This window comes from Undibacterium sp. MH2W (assembly GCF_049340215.1).
Classification (GTDB): Bacteria; Pseudomonadota; Gammaproteobacteria; order Burkholderiales; family Burkholderiaceae_D; genus Undibacterium.
On record NZ_JBMPPA010000006.1, the window covers coordinates 135,841 to 154,958 of the forward strand.

Consider the following 19,118-nt stretch of genomic DNA (forward strand, 5'->3'; position numbering starts at 1 on the left):
GGCCTCCATGTTTTGTTCATGTTGAGGAAGTGATGCATCACCTCCTCAGATATTGGTAACGTTCTGTTGGCTCGCTCGGTTCACTCACTCCATCATCGCTTTTCTTAGCGATATGCCAAATTTTTAATCCTCTCTATAGTCAAATTCATCTTTCTCTTGATCCACGTCATTCGATCATCTGATGAATGCTGTCAAGAGGGGCATTTGTCAATGTCGATGATGACTGTCAGTCATTTTTCCTGTCGCCATCACATAGGTAAAAGCGCGGTGCTCAACAGATCGCATCAAGAGATACAGCTGTTTCTTTTTATAATCACTTTATTGGAGTAAGTGATGACTATCGCAAAACGGATTTATCTGCTCATTATATTTGTTGGCGTCATGATGACGTTGCTGTTAAGCGTTGAGCTGTATCAGACAACACAGGTCTTCAAAGCATCGAGTGTTTCATCTGAAAACGTTATTCCCAGCATGAAACATCTTAATGTGGCCATGACGGGTATAGGGGATATTCGGAGAACCTATTGGCACAGTCTTGCGGTTTCTGATCCGACAAAAAAACAAAAATTACATGAAGATATTTTAGTGAGTAGATCAGTCATCGCCGATGCATTAGACGCTTATGAAAAGCATGATGTCTACGATGAAAAAGATAGATCACTGTTAGAAGAAGACCGCGCACAAATCGCTCTTTTTCATACGATCGTCGATAAGGTGCTTCTACTTGATAGCCAAGGTAAAACGGAAGAGGCGATTAATGAAATTGCGAACCAACAGCCGATATTGAAAAAAATATACCGTACGTTTGAAATCCATATTGATTACAACGTCGATCTCAATCAACGTATTGCAGTAGAAGCACAATCAACCCTCGCAGCGGCATATTGGGTCGGTGGTGGTATCGGGTTACTCACACTAATCGGAATGGCACTCATTGGTATTAATCTAGCCCGACAATTGGTGGCTGCACTCAATGATGCTATTAAAGTGACCGTTGCGGTGGCAGAAGGTGATTTAACGCAAAATATCGTTGTTACTGGTCACGATGAAATTAGTCAGTTGATGGGCTCCGTCAAAAGCATGGCGACTAATCTCGAAACGATTTGCATGGAAATCCGTCAAGGAACGAACGCTATTGCCAGCGCCTCCGCGGAGATCGCTTCAGGAAATGTTGATCTTTCTGATCGAACCGAACAACAGGCAGGTGCATTAGAAACAACAGCATCTTCAATGGAAGAGTTAACGAGCACCGTCAAGCAAAATTCAGAAAATGCACGTCAGGCGAATGCTTTAGCCAATGCGGCATCGGAAGTCGCAGTTGAGGGTGGGGCCGTGGTTTCTAAAGTGGTCGATACAATGGCAGCGATTAATGATTCATCGAGAAAAATCGTGGATATTATCAGCGTCATCGATGGCATCGCTTTTCAGACGAATATCCTTGCACTGAATGCCGCTGTTGAGGCGGCACGAGCAGGTGAGCAAGGACGTGGCTTTGCAGTGGTTGCTGCCGAAGTCAGAAATCTTGCCCAGCGTTCAGGCTCAGCGGCGAAAGAAATCAAAGCACTGATCGATAATTCTGTTGAAAAAGTAGATTCAGGGACGAAGCTCGTCGATCAGGCGGGCGAGGCCATGGTGAAGATTGTGAATAGTATTCAAAAAGTGAGTGACGTTGTTGGTGAGATTAGTAGCGCCAGTCATGAGCAAAGTGCAGGTATCGATCAGATCCATCAAGCGGTGATCCAGATGGACGAGGCAACACAACAAAATGCGGCATTGGTGGAAGAGGCTGCCGCTGGCGCTTTGGCATTAAAAGACCAGGCGGCTCGCCTAACGGATGTTGTTTCCGTGTTTAAACTCAGAGATTCGACGAATTTGATCCCCGAAAAAAATAGTTATTCGTCCTCCCCACAGGAGCATAGTCGCCATCCATCCACACATCGTCATCAAGGCCAACATAAATCAAAAACGGTGATTAAACCTGCTCCACAAAAAAATTCACCGCCACATCATGAGGCACTGCCATTGCAAATATTTAAAGCCAATGATGTGCAGGAGTAAGGGGAAGAGTGGCGCTTGATACGCTCTCCTTTCGTTACTTGGTTCTACTAACCAAATAGACCTTTTTATCCGGTTCTCCCAGTCGACATGGCAGGGAGATTCCATTCAACGATGTGGCGATCATGGGTGATCACATCGCTTATCTTAGCGATATGCCGATGTGATAAATGTCCTTAAAGTTAATCTTGTAGTTCTTTTTCAAACAACACTCGCTGCTCATCGGCGTAGGTTCAATCATTTGCAATGGGATTGCGACGACCTTGATGTCGTATTTCACTGCCAGTACAAAAATCAATGGAGTGGAAAATGAGTATAGCAAAACGTCTTTATATGCTTGCCTTATTCGTGACTTTCGCGATGGTCGTCGGCGCAGCGATCAATATTTTCCAGATCAATCGTGTCTACGGTGTACTAAATTTTATTAGTACGAATACCGTCACAAGTCTTAACCAATTAGACAAAATTGCGGACTCGATTGCTACAATCCGTGTGAAAGTCTGGCAAAGTTTGCTCGTCAAAGACGAGGCGCAAAAACATAACTTACGCCTTGAAATTAATCAAGAGCGCCAACGTGTGAACGTCGATCTTGATGTCTACGAAAAAAAATTTATTGCGGATGCTAAAGATTTAGCTTTATTTCGTGACGCAAAAAAATCGATCGTTACCTATGATCAGTTCATTGATCACTTATTAGCAACCGATTCAACTGGGAAGAACGAATTAGCCGTTCAGGACATTTTTTCGCATCAGGATATCATTGTCAATATGATGAACGCGATTTGGGCCCACCGAGAATACAATATTCAAATGGGCGAAAAATCGTCCGTTGAAGCTAGAAAAATTGAGTTTGAAAGTGCAATCATCACGAGTATTCTCAACGTGGTCTCCATTATCGTTGTCGTCTCGGTGTTGTTGGCCTTGCGACATAAAATGATCAGGTCGATGAGATTGGCGATTACCGCTGCACAGTCTGTCTCAGCGGGTGATCTCACGCTTCAGATTAACATTGATGGGACCGATGAATTTGCACAACTCACGCGCGCGATCAAAGACATGGCTACCAGTCTTGAAAGTGTCTGCACGCAAATACGCCATGGTACAGATGCAATTTTGGTGGCGTCGGGAGAAATTGCTGTTGGTAATATGGATCTGTCCGTCCGTACGGAACAGCAAGCCAGTGCATTGCAAGACACGACGGGGTCGATGGATAAACTGACCAGCATCATTAAGCAAAATTCTGATAATGCAAGACAGGCAAATACCTTAGCAAATACCGCATCCCTTGTCGCTGTCGAGGGTGGTGCGGTTGTGTCTCAAGTGGTAGAGACGATGGCTGCGATCAATGATTCCTCTCGAAAAGTGGTTGATATCATTAGCGTGATTGATAGTATCGCTTTTCAGACCAATATCCTTGCGTTGAATGCTGCTGTTGAAGCGGCACGTGCAGGTGAGCAAGGGCGTGGTTTTGCAGTCGTTGCGGCAGAGGTCCGAAACCTTGCCCAACGTTCAGCGTCTGCTGCGAAAGAAATTAAAACGCTCATCGATAATTCTGTTGATAAGGTAGACTCAGGGGCTCGTTTGGTCGATCAAGCGGGTATCGCAATGAACAATATCGTAACGAGTATTCAAAAAGTAAACGATGTTGTTGGCGAAATTAGCAGTGCAAGTCAGGAACAAAGTTCTGGTATTGAAGAGTTGAATCGCGCTATCTTTCAGATCGATGAAAGTACGCAGAAAAATGCAGCGTTAGTCGAAGAGGCCGCTGCGGCATCGACGTCACTTGAACAACAGGCGAATCGTTTAACAAGTGTCGTTTCTATCTTTAAATTAAAGTCTGTGGTGCGTGACAACGTCGCCAAGGTGCATCCTCAACCACCCGTGAACAAAGTATCTCGTGGGATGAAATCCCCACGACCAATATCTAGCGCTGAGAGCATACAGTCAGTACCGGTGGCGAAGCAAAACGTGTCGAAAAATCTCGATGTAGCCACCCTCCCAAAAAGTAAATCGATTGATCATGAAGAGCCAAGTGCACATGGCAATGATTGGGATGAATTTTGATGTGGACACATCCTTGGCGCTGATGTGATATCGAGAAAAATAAAGAAGCGAAAAAATAGTTGTTGAATTTGTCAAGCAAGGCGAATCTGCTCGTACCGACGTTTTTTACGTTCAGTGGCCGTCCTTGTTCGATGTTCTTAGTAACCTGGGCGAGGTCAGCTGTTGTTTAATGTTAAAGCCCCCTGAAGGTATTTCGGTGAATAGTATTTCAGACCCCTCTTTAAATATCGATATCCTCCCGTCTGCCGTATTGATCATAGGAGAAGGTTGTATATTGGATGTGAATTCGGTGGCCATCAAAATGTTTGAGGCTGACTCAAAAGCGCAGCTCATCGGCGTGATGTTGAATGATCTAGTTTTTCAGCTCGATTATTCTTTATCACCAGATAGTCCTGACTTCGCACTCGAACAATGGTGCCACGCACCAGCAAAAATTCGCGTCCGGACACTGAAAGATACGTTTCGTGTGCTGCTGGTCTCGGCAGCCTTGAAGCGTGTTGACGGGCGAAACGCGATGCTTCTTCTTGCACTCGATATGACGGAGCTCAGTACCATCGAAGACAGCTTGCGTCGAAGTGAAATGGATTTCCGTCGATTATTTGAAAATATGCAGGATGTGTATTTTCGAATCAACAACCAAGGTGCGTTGACAAAGATCAGTCCTGCGGTAAAGCGTATGCTTGGGTATGAGATCGTTGAAGTCGAAAAGCTGATGGAGAAGTCATTTTTCCCTGAAGAAAACGATAGCAAGCTCTTCGTTGCGACCAGCTTGGTGAACGGTAGCGTGAGTAATTTTCCTGGTGTGTTGCGGTGTAAAGACGGAAGTTTTATCGATATTTCGATCAATAGTCAGGCGCTCTACGATGACAAAGGCGAGTTTTTTGGTGTTGAGGGCATTTTTCGTGATGTGACGCACCATAAAGTCATGGAGCGTGAGTTGAAGCGGCTGGCAAGTACGGATTCGCTCACGGGGATAGATAATCGTCGGGCGTTTCTTGAGCACGGTCTGCATATTTTTAAAACGTCACAACGCTACCAATATCCAATGAGCCTTCTCATGCTCGATCTGGATTTTTTTAAATCCATTAATGATAAGTACGGGCATGCCACAGGCGACCGTGTTTTGGTTGATTTTGCAGCGGCAGTGAAATGCGACATGCGGCAAATCGATTTGTTTGGACGCTTAGGCGGGGAAGAATTCTGTCTTTTATTGCAGCAGACAAATCGACGTGATGCGATCTCTGTTGCAGATCGAATACGTCAGCGCGTACAAAATATGACCCTTTTCGAGGCCAATGCTGAACCATTGAATGTCACGGTAAGTATTGGCGTGGCTGTGATCGAAGATCACGACTTAACGCTCGAAAATGTTATAGAGCGCGCAGATAAGGCACTCTATAAAGCGAAAACGAGCGGTCGCAATTGCGTCGTATCGTTACCCTGATCGTTGCTGCTTCGTCTAAGTATTGCGTTGAATCAAAGCCTTTCATCATGGTTGGCGTAGTCTGATCTTCATCGCCAATGATCGTCTGAGTCGCTGTACTGGCAACTTATGATCGTCATGTGGTCACTTCTGGGGCTCAGCGTCACCTGCTATCCGTCGACTCCAATGACTGGATTGATGTTTCTGTTGAGCCCTTTTCGACAGAATAGACGGAGAAATCATGCATCTCACCCTTGCCCAACAAGCCCTTTTAAAATCAAAACTTGACGCGATGAAGCAGGATATCCAAGCCGAATTACGTCAGCATAACCCCCAGCAATTTGCCCAGGATGGCGGCGCGGGTGATGGCGTTGTAACGGATGTTTTACATCATGATGCGATGTCGCAATACCTACACCACCATGCAGAATGGCAAGCCTTGCAGCGCGCTCAAGCCAGGCTAAGCGAAAATATCGCTGATATCTGTCGTGAATGCGGTGCGCCTATTCCCTTTGCCCGCTTGGAAGTGGAACCGACTGCGGAGCGATGCATTCAATGTCAGGCCGCCATCGAATCCGATGATCAACGTTTACACCTGCATCCGCATTCCAGCATGTAGGACTTTTTAAATCGAGAGGGCGTCAGAGAGATCTGTTTCGCTCTCACTTTAAAAATGCATTGCAAATACATGTTTAAAGCAGTATGATGTTTTCGCGCCATTAATGGCACAAGACAAAGTAAAGAATGCACACGTGATGTGCTGCATTTAAAAATGTATTTAAAATATATCTTAATAGGTGATCTGATGTTAGACAATGCAGCCCGTGAGTTAGTGAAAGCCACTGTCCCCGTATTACAGCAACACGGCGTGACACTGACACGCCATTTTTATGCCCGTATGTTTGCGCATCATCCAGAACTGATGCCAGTGTTTAATCAAACAAGCCAAAAAACAGGCAGCCAGCAGCAAGCCTTGGCGATGGCCGTTCTGGCTTATGCCGAACACATTGATCACCCCGAGGTACTACTTCCGGTATTGAAACTGATCGCCAATAAGCATGTCAGTCTGGGCATTCGCGCGGAACACTACGCAATTGTTGGGAAGCACCTACTCGCTTCGATCAAAGAGGTGCTCGGTGACGCCGCCAGCGATGCCTTAATTGATGCTTGGGCTGCTGCCTATACGCAATTAGCAGATATCTTGATCGCGCAGGAGCAACAGTTGTATCAGCATGCCGTCAATCAAGAAGGTGGTTGGAGTGGATGGCGCTCATTTATTGTGGAAAAAAAGGTCAAGGAGAGCGATGAAATAACCTCGTTTTACTTGAAACCCCGAGATGGTGGCAAAGTGCCACTGTATGCAGCCGGCCAGTATATTTCGGTCAAGTTACCTGTTCCCTCGATGGAAATGACGCAGACACGTCAATACAGTCTGTCTGCTGCGCCAGGGAAAGCGACATTACGTATTTCGGTTAAGAATGAACGTGGGACAACATCGCGTCCTCGCGGCGTGGTGTCATCTTTATTGCACGACTCGGTCGAGGAAGGGAATCTGATCGATGTTGCGCCACCGATGGGCGATTATTATCTGCATGAAGACCGCGACACCCCTGTGGTATTGATCAGCGCTGGCGTCGGGATTACACCACATTGGGCGATGTTAGAGCGACTCATCGAGACCCGTTCCCCACGTCAGATTTTGTTGATTCATGCGTGCCGCCATGGTGGTGTGCATGGCTTTAAGCAGCAACTTCAACAATGGCGGCAAGCGCCTATCGCCTCGTGTGCGCTCAATACCATCGTCTATTATGAAAACCCAAGAGATAGCGACCGATTAGCAAGTGACTATGATCGTTCGGGTCGTCTCCAGCTCGATGAGATTGCGTCATCACACCTGCCTCCTGATGCGGATTATTATCTCTGCGGTCCAGTCGCTTTTATGCAAGAGCAAATCGGGAATCTCAAACGCCTAGGCATTGATCCACTAAAAATTTACTCTGAAGCTTTTGGGAGCGGTGGCGTTGTCGCCTAATGCCTGTCAGCAACGATCTGTTGATGATTAGCGGAAAGCGTATCGGCTTGCTGCGGTGAGCGATTTTAATGAGACAATGTCGCACTAGTGCCTTGAACCTGAAGAATCCTCATCTATGCAACTGACACACTTTACCGATTTAGGTCTGCGCGTTCTGATTTATTTGACCTACCCAGATCGTACCGAGCCAGTGACAATTACTGAGATTGCCACGCAATTCGCTATTTCGCGGAATCACTTAGTGAAGGTCGTTCACTTTTTGGCGCAGCAGGGATGGATTGTGACCGCACGGGGAAAAGGCGGCGGTATGGCCCTATCACAGCCGATAGAGACGTATCGCCTCGGGCACTTGATTTCAACCTTAGAGGGGCACACCGAGCTGATTGATTGCGCCAAACCAGCCTGTGGGCTCAAAGGTCAATGTCAGCTCAAACACATTTTAGATCAAGCGCAAAAGAGTTTTTATGCCGTGCTCGATTCATACACGCTGCGGGATGCCGTGGCAACGCCAACCCGCGAAGCGATTATCAGTTTGCATCAATTACGATTGCAAGCGACCGTTTCTTAAGTGCTAAGTCCAGCGACGATCAACGCATATAAAATCAGCGAGATCATTGCAATAAACAGCAGCGCGACTGTGCGCCACAATGCTTCCATATTGGTCAGATCATACGTGCCTCGGAGTTGAATAAACATGTGCACTGGCGGCACAAGCACGGTGATCAATCCAGCAATCGCAGTCAAATTGAATTTTCCTAGCACGGTAATTAACATCATTAAGATCGCCATAAAACACAGCGAATACAGTGAGAACACGGCGTGATCAAACATCACATATTTGCGTTTCAATGCAAACATGAGCCACAAAAATGGCAGAGAGATAGGCATGAGTAAAAATGCAAACTTTGACGCCGCGCTCTTCATTTTGTAGAGCGTCAATTCAGGGTTTTCAGCGGCATGGCGGAGTCTCTTTTCTATCCATGGAACTGAGGAACTCATGTTTTTATCATCGATATTGAGGTCGAATGTCGATTGTCCCTCTTGATCCGTCTCTTTATTCTCGGCAGAGACGGTCTGATCGTTGGACTTATTTTTCGCCAGAGAGGTTTTGTCACCATTGGCTTTACCCGCCATTTCGATGGCGGTGATTTCTATCACTGTTGAATTGATTTCGTCATTGATATCTTCCAGCGCTTGATCTCCCTCCGGCAAGCTCGCGCGCTTTTGCGTGAGAACTTGAAGTTTTTCTTTAGCAAGCTTGAGATCCTTATTGAGATCCGCTTTTTCGGCGACCAAGTCTTTACTTGCTGTAGTGCTGCTATGGTCACTGGTCAGTGAAAAAACAAAAAACATCAGAAAGATTAAAAACAAAAACAACGCCAGCGGCGAGACATACCGTGTTCGCTGTCCTGCGATGTAATTACGGGTGAGCTTGCCTGGCGTCAGAATGAGCGCAGGGATTGTTTTCCATGCTTTTGTTTCAAAGTGGAATATGCCATGCAGGAGTTCTTCCACCATGTGCAGCAACGAACGATGGATATGGGCCGATTGCCCACAGACATGACAATATGCCCCTGTCAGTGGTGTCTCACAGTTGGCACAGATTCCGTGGTCTTCTGGTGCGTAGTGCGGGTCGCGCTGATCGCCACTTTTTTCAGACACAATGACTGCTTCGGCCAGCGCATCTGTTCCCATTCCTGCATCGACGTTCATCGTTTCTTCCTGTAAAAATATAGTCTGGATTGTGCCTGATCCCGAACTACATCTCAAGAAATTGCCCGACTGTCATCCATTTTTGTTGCTAAGCGGTCCCTTTACTGACACTTTCACCGTCCTCTGGACGGAGAGTCCAGAAGGTAATGGATGAAATTAATGTCATGACGCCGAGCGTCAGAAAAGCATTGTGAAGTGCACTGGTCACCGCAATTTTGTCAGATTGGGGCAAACCGCTCAGATACCATGCAGTGACGAGTGAGCCACACGCCAGACCAAAACTCATCGACATTTGCTGTAAGGTGCTTGCAATGGTGCTTGCCATACTGGAGTCGACGGGCTTGATATCCGCGTAGGCCATCGAATTCATGCTGGTAAATTGCAAAGAATTAAAAAAGCCTTGGGTCAGACTCAAACACACAATCATGGTCCAATGCGTTGATGGCGTGACCAGCGAGAAGCTACAAATCGTGACACCGATCATCAAGGTATTGACGATCAATACTTGTCGATAACCAAACCGGCGCAAGACGCGGCTGGCAATCAACTTCATGAACATCGCCGCCGCAGCGGCAGGCATCATCAATAACCCAGACTGCCAGGCCGGAAGATTAAGCCCTAATTGGTAAAGTAGCGGTAGCAAGAATGGCAAACCGCCGAGCCCTAAACGAGTGATAAAACCACCAACCACCGATACCCGGAAGGTTCGCACTGCGAATAGTTGGAGTTTTAATAAAGGTGTCGGCGTGTGCTGTGAATGCCAGCCATACCAGCCAAGCAAGCTCAGGGCGAGAGCGAATAAGGCGATGGTTAATGTTGCTGAAATAGAATGTTCACCAAAGATTTCCAACAACCACGACAACAGCGCTGCGCCTGTGCCGAATAAGATCAAACCTTTGACATCTAGCGGGCGCGCCACCTCACCGACATAATCTGGCATATGTCGATGAATCAGGTATTGCGCTGCCAGACCAACGGGCACGTTGACAAAGAAGATGACCCGCCAAGAAAGCCAGTGGACAATAAGACCGCCGACGGTGGGGCCTAGCAAGGGACCAATTAATGCCGGAATAATCACAAAATTCATGGCATTGAGGAGTTCCGATTTCGGAAACGTACGCACAATCGTCAATCGCCCGACAGGCATCATCATTGCCGCGCCCATCCCTTGCAGTACGCGAGCGGCAACAAGCATCGGTAAATTGAGTGACAAGCCGCATAGCACCGATGACAAGGTAAAGATCGCCACTGCCAAACTAAATACCTTGCGCGTTCCAAATCTGTCTGCAATCCAGCCGCTGACCGGTATGCCCACCGCCAGACTCAAAATATAACTCGTGACGACGGCTTTCAAACTAAGAGGGGTCACCTGCAGGCTCTGCGCCATCGCTGGAACGGCCGTATTGATAATCGTGGAGTCGAGTTGCTCCATAAAGAGGGCAATCGCGACGACCCAGGGCAGGTACTTTTTAACGGAGGCAGTTTGCTCGACGATAGCTGGACTTGGCATAGGCACAATAAGGTAACGAGGCAATGCAGAATCGATGAAGAGCCTGCATGATAACACTGCTACGGTAACAAGTTGGCGACCAGAAAAAAATGGCGTGGGGCAAAGTCCTCCGCCGAGGCGGAGGGGGAACGAGCAGGGATGAGCAGGAACGGGGAGAGAGCAGACCGAAAAGCAAGCAACGAAGCGACTAAGCGCGTTCTTTTGCTTTTTCAGTTTTTCGTTGTAGCACAAAGATTGGCTGTGCCCATTCCATCTCTTTTTTCTTCTTACTGGTGATTAAGGTCAATTCAGACGGATCATAGACGTCGGTGTTATGCGTTAATGGCGTCGTCATCAGGTACTGTGCATCGGTATTCTTGAGGAACTCACCCACGAGTTGAATATTGCGGATATCCAGATGGGCGAAGGGTTCGTCAATAAACACAAAGCCACCAGAGCCATCTTCAGATTTCAACAAGCCAATGAGTAGAATCAGCGATTTCATCACCTGTTGACCGCCCGACGCTTCACCGTCGTTCATGCCAATAGGACCTTTTCCGTCGAATTTGAAGCGGACATGCAAACCAGCTTGTGCCAGTTGGATATCATCATTCTCTAATTTCACAGGATCGGTATGCACTTCGATTCCCGCTAATTCGCCCAGCTGCTTGATATTTTTGCTATACGACTTAATGGTAAAGCGCAGTCGATCCATGTAAGCGGCGCGGGCATTGACGGTGGCTTCGATCGCACGGTTATTCTGATAGCGACGTTCGTCGGTTTCTGCCTGACGCCCTTGTAATAGGGTATTTAAGCGGGTGTACTGATCCACTACCGTGGCATCGGTTTCCCAATCATCACGTGCCAAGTTGTTGCTCAGGCTACGGATACGCAGTTCGATCTGGTGCACGTTTTCGTGTTCAGCGACCAACTCCTTACGGTGCGAGCTCCGCTTCCAGTTGGACGGCAATGTTTGCCACGTGGTTCGCATCGCACGCAATGTTTCAAACTGCGCTTGCCGCTCTTCGGCATGCCGTTTTTCTGCTGTACGCAATTGGTTCTCTGCGTCCGCAATGGCTGCTTTGGCTTGTTCCCATTTCAGATGAGCGATAGAACGTTGCTCAGTCGCCGCTTTGAGCAACGGTGATAACTCGCCAAGACGGCTACCAACTTCAATCCGCTGTTGTTTCAGCGGCTGGGTATTGCGGGTGGCTTCTTCAAATTCAGCATGACGGGCGCTGAGTTCTTTTGCAGCATCGACACCCGCTAAGCGCGCTTTGTATGCACTGATTTCACCGGCCAATTTGCTGATATTCATGGTCAGCACATCTTCTTGGGACTGCAAGCGTGGCAACGACTTCAACAACGCTTCGAGACGTTGCGTGCGGCCCGCATTACCAAAACGATAGCGCGAGGCCTCGACAAACAGGGAACGTCCACCACGGCGCTCAAAATGGTACGCATCCGGCGTAATCCATTCTTGCGAACGCGGCAGTTTCATTCCCGCTTCAATGGACGATACCGTATGAATCCGTTGTAACTGCTCGATCAACCAGCCCGGCGCTTGGGCGGTGAAATTGACCACTGAGAGCAAACTTTGGTCTTTGACGACCGGGGCGCTGATACGGTCTGGTACGATAAAGTGGCTGTATTTCTGCTTTTCACCAATCCGATACGCGGCGGCGGCATCGCTGGCTTTATCGAGCAAAATCACCGAGGTATAACCGCGCAACACCCCTTCGACGGCACCTTGCCATGTCGGATCAGTGACTTCGACGATGTCAGGTAACATGCAATGATCGATGTGTGCCTCGGTCAGTGCACGGCGCATTTGGCGAACGTTTTCAGGATCAGGTAGGCTCGATTTGCCTTGCAGCGCGGCGATGGTGTCCATTTCAGCCGCGATACGCTGACTTAAGCTATCGCGTTCTGCTTTTTGACGTGAGAGCTCCGCTTCTTTTTTCTCCAAATCATCAGCGATGGTTGCGACATCGGCGTCGGCCTCTGCGGCCAGCTTCTGCAGACGTGCTTTTTGTTCTAACAAACTTTCTTGCGGTTTGAGTTTGGCATTGATGTGCGAGAGTTTTTCGCGCAATGCCGACTCTTCTGACTCCAGCGCCGCTTCCGCTTGTTTGGCTTCCGTTACCAGTTGTGCCTGATGGGCAAGATGCTGACGTCGTTCAGACAAGGCTTCATCTTGCGTTTTCAGAAAACGTTTAGAAGCGCGTAACGCATGGCTCGTCGCGTTCGCTTTTTCCAAATCTTCGTGGTACTGCAGGGTAGGTAAAATCTCTTCCTGCAGATCGCGTTTTTCTTTGCTCAGACTTTCATACTGATGGTAGTTCGCGACTTTGAGGCGCAATCCTTCCAGATTGGCTTTTGCTGCTTCGAGTTCGGTTTCAAACCGTTGTAACTCTGTCTCGGTATCGCGTTGATGACGCTTTGCATCGTCATAGGCATCGAGGACTTCTTTATCGCCAAATACCTGAAACACCAGATCAAGCAACTGGCGTGGTGCGTATTCGCAGAGCTTATCGGTTTCACCTTGTTCAAGCGCGAGCACTTTGCCCATGGCGTTAGAGAGACCGGCATGCGATAGACGTTTGCGATAGCTTTCCACACCCAGCCAATCATTGGCATCGGTCACTTCTTCGATCTCTACTTTGCCACCACGCATCAAATATTGGCGCTTCCAATCGCCGCCATTTTTTTCGATTTTACAAAAAAGCGTGACTTCATCGTCGTACAAGCCGGACATGCGGAAAGGGCGATTCGAGATTTGCGGTCCAACGGCGCTGTTATCCACCACAGAGCGAATCCATGCTGTCTGTTGACCAGAATGGCGCGCATAGTGTTTGTACGAACGCCCCATCGAACATTCGAGACCAAACAAGGTGCGCAAGGCATCGAGCAGGGTCGTTTTACCAGAACCATTTTGACCTGCAATGGTGATGATCTTGGCATCGAGCGGAATATTTTTAATCCGCTGCCAGTAATCCCAATGAACCAACTCTAACGATTTAATATGAAACATGGTGTGTATTCTTTTGTCTGGTGAACGTTGCTAGGCACAGAGAAGCAATGGCGCGTCAGTCGTGATCGGACGCTTCTTCTTCATCGCTTTCCGTTGCCGTCGCCTCTGTGATCGCCGTCTCGGTGGCAGTCGTTTCGGAAGCGATGATGGCTGGCGTACGCGGTGCAGGGATATGGAAGATATCGGACAGCGCACCGTTGATGATCCGATCTTTCAGCGTATCGGTATCCATCAAAAGATCGAGTAACGGCCCCTCTAAAATCATGTCGCCTTTACGCTCAATAAAACCGACCCGTGCTAGTTGACCGAGGTTCATGTCCATCCGGGTTTTTTTCCCAAGCTTGTCACCAAAATCCGCCAACAACGCGCGATAGGAAATACCAATCGACGTATCCTCGGCACGTGGCAACGGTTTCTCTTTGCCAAACATGTCGTTCTGATCTTCTTCCGCCAGTTGATGGGCTTCTTGTCGCTCACGCTTCGGTAAAATAATTAATGACCACAACACCACCAAGAGCGCGACGCCATCCCGTGCCAGCCCAAAATTATTGTTCTGCCAGGTTTCTTTGGTGCCGAATACTTTGGATTCACTATCGCGAGTTAAGGCCAATGTGACGTAGTCAGCGTAGACGTTATCAACAAACTTCATGCCACAGGCTTTGAGTCGCGTATCGAGATCAGTGCGGAAGTTTTCATCTGACAAGGCACGCTTAACGAGCTTATCCTCGCGGCGCAGCGTTTGGTGCGCCAACAGGCGGGCGATCAGAATTTGTGCATCTTCAGTCATGGTGTTTCACTATTTGGTATGGAGGACGCGGCGAGCGCCGGGTCATTGTCATGGCGATTGCTGATACTCAGGCTGGCAATGGACATCGCGGCAATATGCGGGTCATTGATTTTTTGCATTTTGTCTTTAGACTGAAAGACGAGCGGCAGTCGTGCCAGCGTGCCTGTCGCGCCTTGCAATGCCGATTCATTGGCATCACCAAGAAGCGGCAACATAGAAGCGCGATAAGAGGCAATGGCAAAGCTTGCAGGGAGCAAAATGTCTTGCAGCGCAACCGGTTTTTCTTTCACATCGGTTTGATGCAATAATCCCAGCCAGTGGTCAAGCTCATGTAACGCGTCACTATCGTCATTGGCAACCGAAATCGCGTTTTCACCGACAGGCAGAGCGCCAGCAATCGCCGATACACGATGGCTTAGTAATTCACTTTCCGCCACGTCAATCATTTCAGATGGCGTAATAAATAACGGGGTAACCGGTTGAGCTAAAGCATCGTCGGCCAAGGCAGCGAGATCTTCTTTTTGCAGCAACCAGGTCTTAATATCCGTCGTGGATAACCCAGATTGGCCAAGGTGAACGCGTTGGCGCTCAATTTGGTTCAATGCACGAGAAAACATCCCTTGCATGTTCAGCAGGGCACTCTGCGCCCGACCAATGGCTTGTGCCGCACGGTGTGTGGCAGCATCTGCACGCTCATCATGTGTAATGGCATGAATAATCTGCGATCCTTTTTCCACCCAGTCACATGCCGTATGCCACTTTTGTTGTGCGGTGCGCAATTGAAACTCAGAACCCGAGGCAATCGCATCAGAAAATTCTTCGGTCAGCTCAATCAAACGCCCCAAAAGATGATGCAATTGCTCAACCGACACGCCGCCCACCGCCTGTGCCCCCGCAACCTGGGTCAGCATGTAGCTCATTTCGGCTTGGTCGTTGTTTTCTTCGACTTGCAACAAAGATTCGACCGCAGACAGCACATTCCTTGCCGTTGGTGCAATCCGATAGACCGATTGACTGGCATCCCAGATTAATAATCCTGTAGAGCGCAAGCGTGCCAGTACCGTTTCGAGTGCTTCTGGCTCCAGATAGCCGAGTTTGGTATTGATATCAGCGCGGGTTAGCGAGGGGGAATCCACATCCGCTGTCAGTTCGCGTAAAACCAACAAGCGCAACAATACCCCGTTCAATCCCCCATGAAACAACGCCGTAAACGCCTGCAATACAGGCTGGCCGCGCCTCAACGGGAAGATGGCAGAAACGTCATCAGGGCTAATACCGGTTTTAAAGTACGTCTGCAGAGCAAGGTCTTCCTCATTCTGCACGTGGGAGTCGTCACTAAAATTTTGCATGCACTTTTATCGAATACCTTACACTTGCTATTTTAATAATTATATAAATCTACAAGCACATTATACCTGCATCAAAATCGTGGGCAAAACGTAGTGTTATTTTAACAATATTTATTTTTTGATTAAAATTGAAACGGCGACGTTCATGTGCAAGGTCATCGTTACCTTGATATTCAGCATTTTTACCATCGATATTCAGAAATGAAAATCGCCTGTGCCAACACCACACTAAACTCCCATCGCAAGCGATTGAATATTTATTACAGATTGACATCAAATAAACCACCGATTGGCATTTGAAAAAGCTGCTCATTCATATGTGAAACACGGCATTAATTGGCATCTCAGGAAACGCATCCTATTGACTTTCAATACATGGGGTGTTGTCTGATAACCCTGTATTCAATAATGCTTCAAGAAATAGAGGGGTATTACTTACTACGCTTAAGTAGTCTCATATTAAGTTTTTTTAGGCAGATAAAAAAATGAACGATGTCGAGGATGAGTATGTAGGAGCTAGAGGATTTTTAGATGAATATGCGGTAGATGGTGACAAGAGTTACGGTCTGTTTATTGATCTGCTAGATCGTGCGGTTTTTGTTGATATTAAGATTGATCGTTTGTTTAAAAAATAGAAATTCTTCAAACCTGTCTTGGGACAAGTTACTCGCTTGATGGCTCTATGGTCTTGCTCGAGCATGTGATGCAGATTTTCTTCTGGCGCATTTGATTGGTAGCGCCGGTGTACGCGATGATATTGAGGATGGTTACGCTCTTATCGCCGCCTTTGCCAATCGCGTTTGAATTAGGTAAATCGCGTTGTCTACTGGCATGTCCAAATACGCGACGCGCAGTGGCTAAATTTCATTTAGCTGTAAGCGAAAAATCGAAGATTTGTCCCTCTCGGTCAGCGGCGCGATACAAATATTTCTATTGCACCCTCAACTTGATCAATGTCTCATCCCTTCGTTTACGCTGACTTACGGACCGCTTACGTGAACGAAACATCTAGCTTGCGCAGGCGATATCTTCTCGGCCTATCGACGTACTGTGGCGTGATCAACGATAACGCCACATTCGTGCATCGTTTCGTCGTTATGACGAAAACTCAATGGGATTGCACTTGCCGAACGCCAATTGTTTCATCAACCTCAAACTCTAGTGAGACCAAGTACTGATTAGAAGAGCATTACAAAAGGTACATAGTTTTTTGTTTTCACGCTGATATTTTTTATTTGGCTTAGATATATATCAAGCAGAGAAAAAATATAGATATATATCTTAATCATTATGGTAAGGTTTCCATAAATTATCAGTAATGCAAGAAGATTGCTATCTTTACTGACCTAGATTCATTAATAGTTACATGGTTAGTGTCGGTTGCAGATATCAAATTTAGGCGCATTTTTATAAAAATTTATCTCCCATTTGATAGATGTTATGAACATGTGAGCAATCTATTTGTCTTTTCTGAAACTTGAAAATATTTATATTTTTTGTAATTCGATTTTATTGAATAAACAATTTTTATAGATAGAAATTACGATTATTTTGACGTTAAATTTTTAACTACTTGAAAGCGAGAGATGATGATGAATTTGGAAAATGCAGTAGCCAAGCATGCAGAATGGAAGACAAAATTCAGAGGAGCAATTTCAAAGCAAGAGCAAATGGATGTATCCACAATAAGTAGAGATAACTGTTGTGACCTTGGGAAATGGCTACATGGAGAGGCAAAATCCAAATATGGAGCCATGAGTAGTTACAAGGACTGTTTAGCGAAACATGCAGTATTTCACACTGAAGCTGGGAAAGTTGCCAAGGCGATTAATGCAAAAAAATTCGTTGAGGCAGAAGCAATGATTAGTGCCGGCACAACGTATACCATTGCCTCTAGCTCTGTCGGAGTAGCAATTATGAAATTAAAAAAGGAAGTTAATATTTAATTTTGCTATTCAAAATGAGATAGAAGTGTCGTGATTCTAATTTTAATTACATAGATGTCCTTGTCTCTATCGCGAATTATGTAAGCATAAATAATCGTGTCTACATGTTAAGTGGACACTTCTCCATAATGGAAGACGGAATCAATACGCCAAGACGGCGTGGACAACTTGGTGCCGAATTCATGTCTCCAAACAATCGGTATTTAACTGCAGTCTCTCGCTTTGTGTTACCAGTCAAGCGTCAATGAGATGTGTAAGCATCCCGTAAAATCAAGCCGTACATAGCTATAATTCTTGACGCAAACTTATCTATCGAAAGTTAACAGAAATGCGTTCGTCAGGCCCATGCCCGCTGATCAGTTTTGATGCAAGAATTGGATTGTCCTGCAGCGGTTTGTACATCCAGAGCATTTTCACATCCATGAGTATATGGAGCAGAATCGGTATCAGGAGGCTTCCCGTCATGATCGCTAACACGCCCAAGGCCATGCCAATCAATAGCGATGACAACATGCCTTGCCAGCCTTGATATAGATGGCTGGATCCGAAGGACAGGGACGTGAGAATCAATGCCGCAATCGCGCCTAATTGCATGCCTATTGGTGGTGCGCTGTGGAGGAAATTGAACAGAAAACCGCGAAACAGGATTTCTTCGCACACACCTGCTGAAACGCTAACGACGATCCACCAGCGTCGCTCAATGATTGAAACCGGCAGTACAAATTGCATTGAGGCCAAAGCCGGCGCGATGCGTTGTCTGATAGTATCGTTCCAGAGGCATTGGAGGCCCGATAAGGAAGACAGCAAGAGCAGCGCGCTTGCCGCAGTGAATGCAATGCCCGATGAAACTGGATGAGCAAGCATCCAGTCTGATTCCGTGGTATCGAGTTGTACTCGTACCAAACTTGATAAAGGAGAAGTGAAGAACGCTGCGGCCACCGCGAGCCACAAAGAGGCGATGATTTTTCGGTACCAGTTGATGCGCCTCATGCAGGAAGTGAACGTTCGCATCAAGCGCGTTTCTTTCAGATCCAGAATCGGAAAAATGACTACCACCAACAATGCCAACAGGATTTGCCACGGGTTCATGGTGTAGTCCTCAGTCAATATGTGAATATCTATTAACATTCGCATACTAGGGCCGATTTGTCTATTATTGAATGCATCCCTGATCACAAATTGGAGAGCAGTGCATTTCTTTCGTGAATTCTGTTAATCATGTGGGC

At 47.0% G+C, this 19,118-nt stretch carries 14 protein-coding genes; 8 read left to right on the forward strand and 6 right to left on the reverse strand.

Annotated elements, in window-relative coordinates; all coding sequences use genetic code 11:
* The first annotated feature begins 333 nt into the window (after positions 1-333).
* From ACO0K2_RS15315 to ACO0K2_RS15340, 6 genes are all read left to right on the forward strand, one after another.
* Positions 334-2,058, forward strand: coding sequence for a methyl-accepting chemotaxis protein (locus ACO0K2_RS15315; protein WP_423020345.1), 1,725 nt, complete (start codon positions 334-336; stop codon positions 2,056-2,058).
* Between the two features lie 306 nt (positions 2,059-2,364).
* Positions 2,365-4,119 carry a methyl-accepting chemotaxis protein gene (locus ACO0K2_RS15320; protein WP_423020347.1) on the forward strand — a complete coding sequence of 585 codons (1,755 nt, stop codon included), beginning with the start codon at positions 2,365-2,367 and terminating at the stop codon, positions 4,117-4,119.
* A gap of 169 nt (positions 4,120-4,288) precedes the next feature.
* Positions 4,289-5,563 carry a sensor domain-containing diguanylate cyclase gene (locus tag ACO0K2_RS15325; protein ID WP_423020349.1) on the forward strand — a complete coding sequence of 425 codons (1,275 nt, stop codon included), beginning with the start codon at positions 4,289-4,291 and terminating at the stop codon, positions 5,561-5,563.
* Between the two features lie 220 nt (positions 5,564-5,783).
* On the forward strand, positions 5,784-6,161 hold the full coding sequence (locus tag ACO0K2_RS15330) for a TraR/DksA family transcriptional regulator (protein ID WP_423020351.1): 378 nt from the start codon (positions 5,784-5,786) through the stop codon (positions 6,159-6,161).
* Between the two features lie 186 nt (positions 6,162-6,347).
* Positions 6,348-7,574: an NO-inducible flavohemoprotein gene (hmpA, locus tag ACO0K2_RS15335; protein WP_423020353.1), complete on the forward strand. Its 1,227-nt coding sequence runs from the start codon at positions 6,348-6,350 to the stop codon at positions 7,572-7,574.
* Positions 7,575-7,689: 115 nt separating this feature from the next.
* A complete protein-coding gene (locus ACO0K2_RS15340) occupies positions 7,690-8,142 on the forward strand; it encodes an RrF2 family transcriptional regulator (protein ID WP_423020355.1) in 453 nt (150 codons plus the stop codon).
* On the opposite strand, the gene ACO0K2_RS15345 is transcribed toward ACO0K2_RS15340, so the two are convergent.
* The 5 genes from ACO0K2_RS15345 to ACO0K2_RS15365 all read right to left on the reverse strand — a co-directional run bounded on the left by ACO0K2_RS15345 (position 8,139) and on the right by ACO0K2_RS15365 (position 15,946).
* Complete coding sequence (locus tag ACO0K2_RS15345; protein WP_423020357.1) at positions 8,139-9,287, reverse strand: DUF3667 domain-containing protein; 1,149 nt, start codon at positions 9,285-9,287, stop codon at positions 8,139-8,141. The two genes, ACO0K2_RS15340 and ACO0K2_RS15345, sit on opposite strands and share 4 nt — an antisense overlap.
* Before the next feature lie 88 nt (positions 9,288-9,375).
* Positions 9,376-10,797 carry a DHA2 family efflux MFS transporter permease subunit gene (locus ACO0K2_RS15350; RefSeq protein ID WP_423020359.1) on the reverse strand — a complete coding sequence of 474 codons (1,422 nt, stop codon included), beginning with the start codon at positions 10,795-10,797 and terminating at the stop codon, positions 9,376-9,378.
* 187 nt (positions 10,798-10,984) lie between these two features.
* The gene (locus tag ACO0K2_RS15355) at positions 10,985-13,810 is read right to left on the reverse strand and encodes an ATP-binding protein (RefSeq protein WP_423020361.1); all 2,826 of its coding nucleotides are present in this window, start codon (positions 13,808-13,810) and stop codon (positions 10,985-10,987) included.
* A 55-nt stretch (positions 13,811-13,865) separates the two neighbouring features.
* A complete protein-coding gene (locus ACO0K2_RS15360; RefSeq protein ID WP_423020364.1) occupies positions 13,866-14,597 on the reverse strand; it encodes a hypothetical protein in 732 nt (243 codons plus the stop codon).
* Positions 14,594-15,946: a hypothetical protein gene (locus ACO0K2_RS15365; protein ID WP_423020366.1), complete on the reverse strand. Its 1,353-nt coding sequence runs from the start codon at positions 15,944-15,946 to the stop codon at positions 14,594-14,596. Before ACO0K2_RS15365 ends, ACO0K2_RS15360 begins: the two co-directional genes overlap by 4 nt.
* A gap of 485 nt (positions 15,947-16,431) precedes the next feature.
* Between ACO0K2_RS15365 and ACO0K2_RS15370 the strand changes: the two genes are divergently transcribed.
* Together ACO0K2_RS15370 and ACO0K2_RS15375 are read left to right on the forward strand one after the other, a co-directional pair.
* Positions 16,432-16,581: a hypothetical protein gene (locus ACO0K2_RS15370; RefSeq protein ID WP_423020368.1), complete on the forward strand. Its 150-nt coding sequence runs from the start codon at positions 16,432-16,434 to the stop codon at positions 16,579-16,581.
* 951 nt (positions 16,582-17,532) lie between these two features.
* Positions 17,533-17,892: a CZB domain-containing protein gene (locus tag ACO0K2_RS15375; RefSeq protein WP_423020370.1), complete on the forward strand. Its 360-nt coding sequence runs from the start codon at positions 17,533-17,535 to the stop codon at positions 17,890-17,892.
* A gap of 309 nt (positions 17,893-18,201) precedes the next feature.
* Here the strand turns inward: ACO0K2_RS15375 and ACO0K2_RS15380 are convergent, their stop codons facing one another.
* Positions 18,202-18,981 (reverse strand): CPBP family intramembrane glutamic endopeptidase, encoded by a 780-nt coding sequence (locus ACO0K2_RS15380; RefSeq protein ID WP_423020372.1) that lies wholly within the window; start codon positions 18,979-18,981, stop codon positions 18,202-18,204.
* Positions 18,982-19,118 lie beyond the last annotated feature (137 nt).

Coding starts and splice junctions, on each gene's coding strand:
- ACO0K2_RS15370 (WP_423020368.1), top strand. CDS start 16,432: ATGAACGATGTCGAGGATGAGTATGTAGGAGCTAGAGGATTTTTAGAT.
- ACO0K2_RS15360 (WP_423020364.1), bottom strand. CDS start 14,597: ATGACTGAAGATGCACAAATTCTGATCGCCCGCCTGTTGGCGCACCAA.
- ACO0K2_RS15320 (WP_423020347.1), top strand. CDS start 2,365: ATGAGTATAGCAAAACGTCTTTATATGCTTGCCTTATTCGTGACTTTC.
- hmpA (WP_423020353.1), top strand. CDS start 6,348: ATGTTAGACAATGCAGCCCGTGAGTTAGTGAAAGCCACTGTCCCCGTA.
- ACO0K2_RS15375 (WP_423020370.1), top strand. CDS start 17,533: ATGATGATGAATTTGGAAAATGCAGTAGCCAAGCATGCAGAATGGAAG.
- ACO0K2_RS15315 (WP_423020345.1), top strand. CDS start 334: ATGACTATCGCAAAACGGATTTATCTGCTCATTATATTTGTTGGCGTC.
- ACO0K2_RS15330 (WP_423020351.1), top strand. CDS start 5,784: ATGCATCTCACCCTTGCCCAACAAGCCCTTTTAAAATCAAAACTTGAC.
- ACO0K2_RS15380 (WP_423020372.1), bottom strand. CDS start 18,981: ATGAACCCGTGGCAAATCCTGTTGGCATTGTTGGTGGTAGTCATTTTT.
- ACO0K2_RS15325 (WP_423020349.1), top strand. CDS start 4,289: ATGTTAAAGCCCCCTGAAGGTATTTCGGTGAATAGTATTTCAGACCCC.
- ACO0K2_RS15345 (WP_423020357.1), bottom strand. CDS start 9,287: ATGAACGTCGATGCAGGAATGGGAACAGATGCGCTGGCCGAAGCAGTC.
- ACO0K2_RS15340 (WP_423020355.1), top strand. CDS start 7,690: ATGCAACTGACACACTTTACCGATTTAGGTCTGCGCGTTCTGATTTAT.
- ACO0K2_RS15355 (WP_423020361.1), bottom strand. CDS start 13,810: ATGTTTCATATTAAATCGTTAGAGTTGGTTCATTGGGATTACTGGCAG.
- ACO0K2_RS15365 (WP_423020366.1), bottom strand. CDS start 15,946: ATGCAAAATTTTAGTGACGACTCCCACGTGCAGAATGAGGAAGACCTT.
- ACO0K2_RS15350 (WP_423020359.1), bottom strand. CDS start 10,797: ATGCCAAGTCCAGCTATCGTCGAGCAAACTGCCTCCGTTAAAAAGTAC.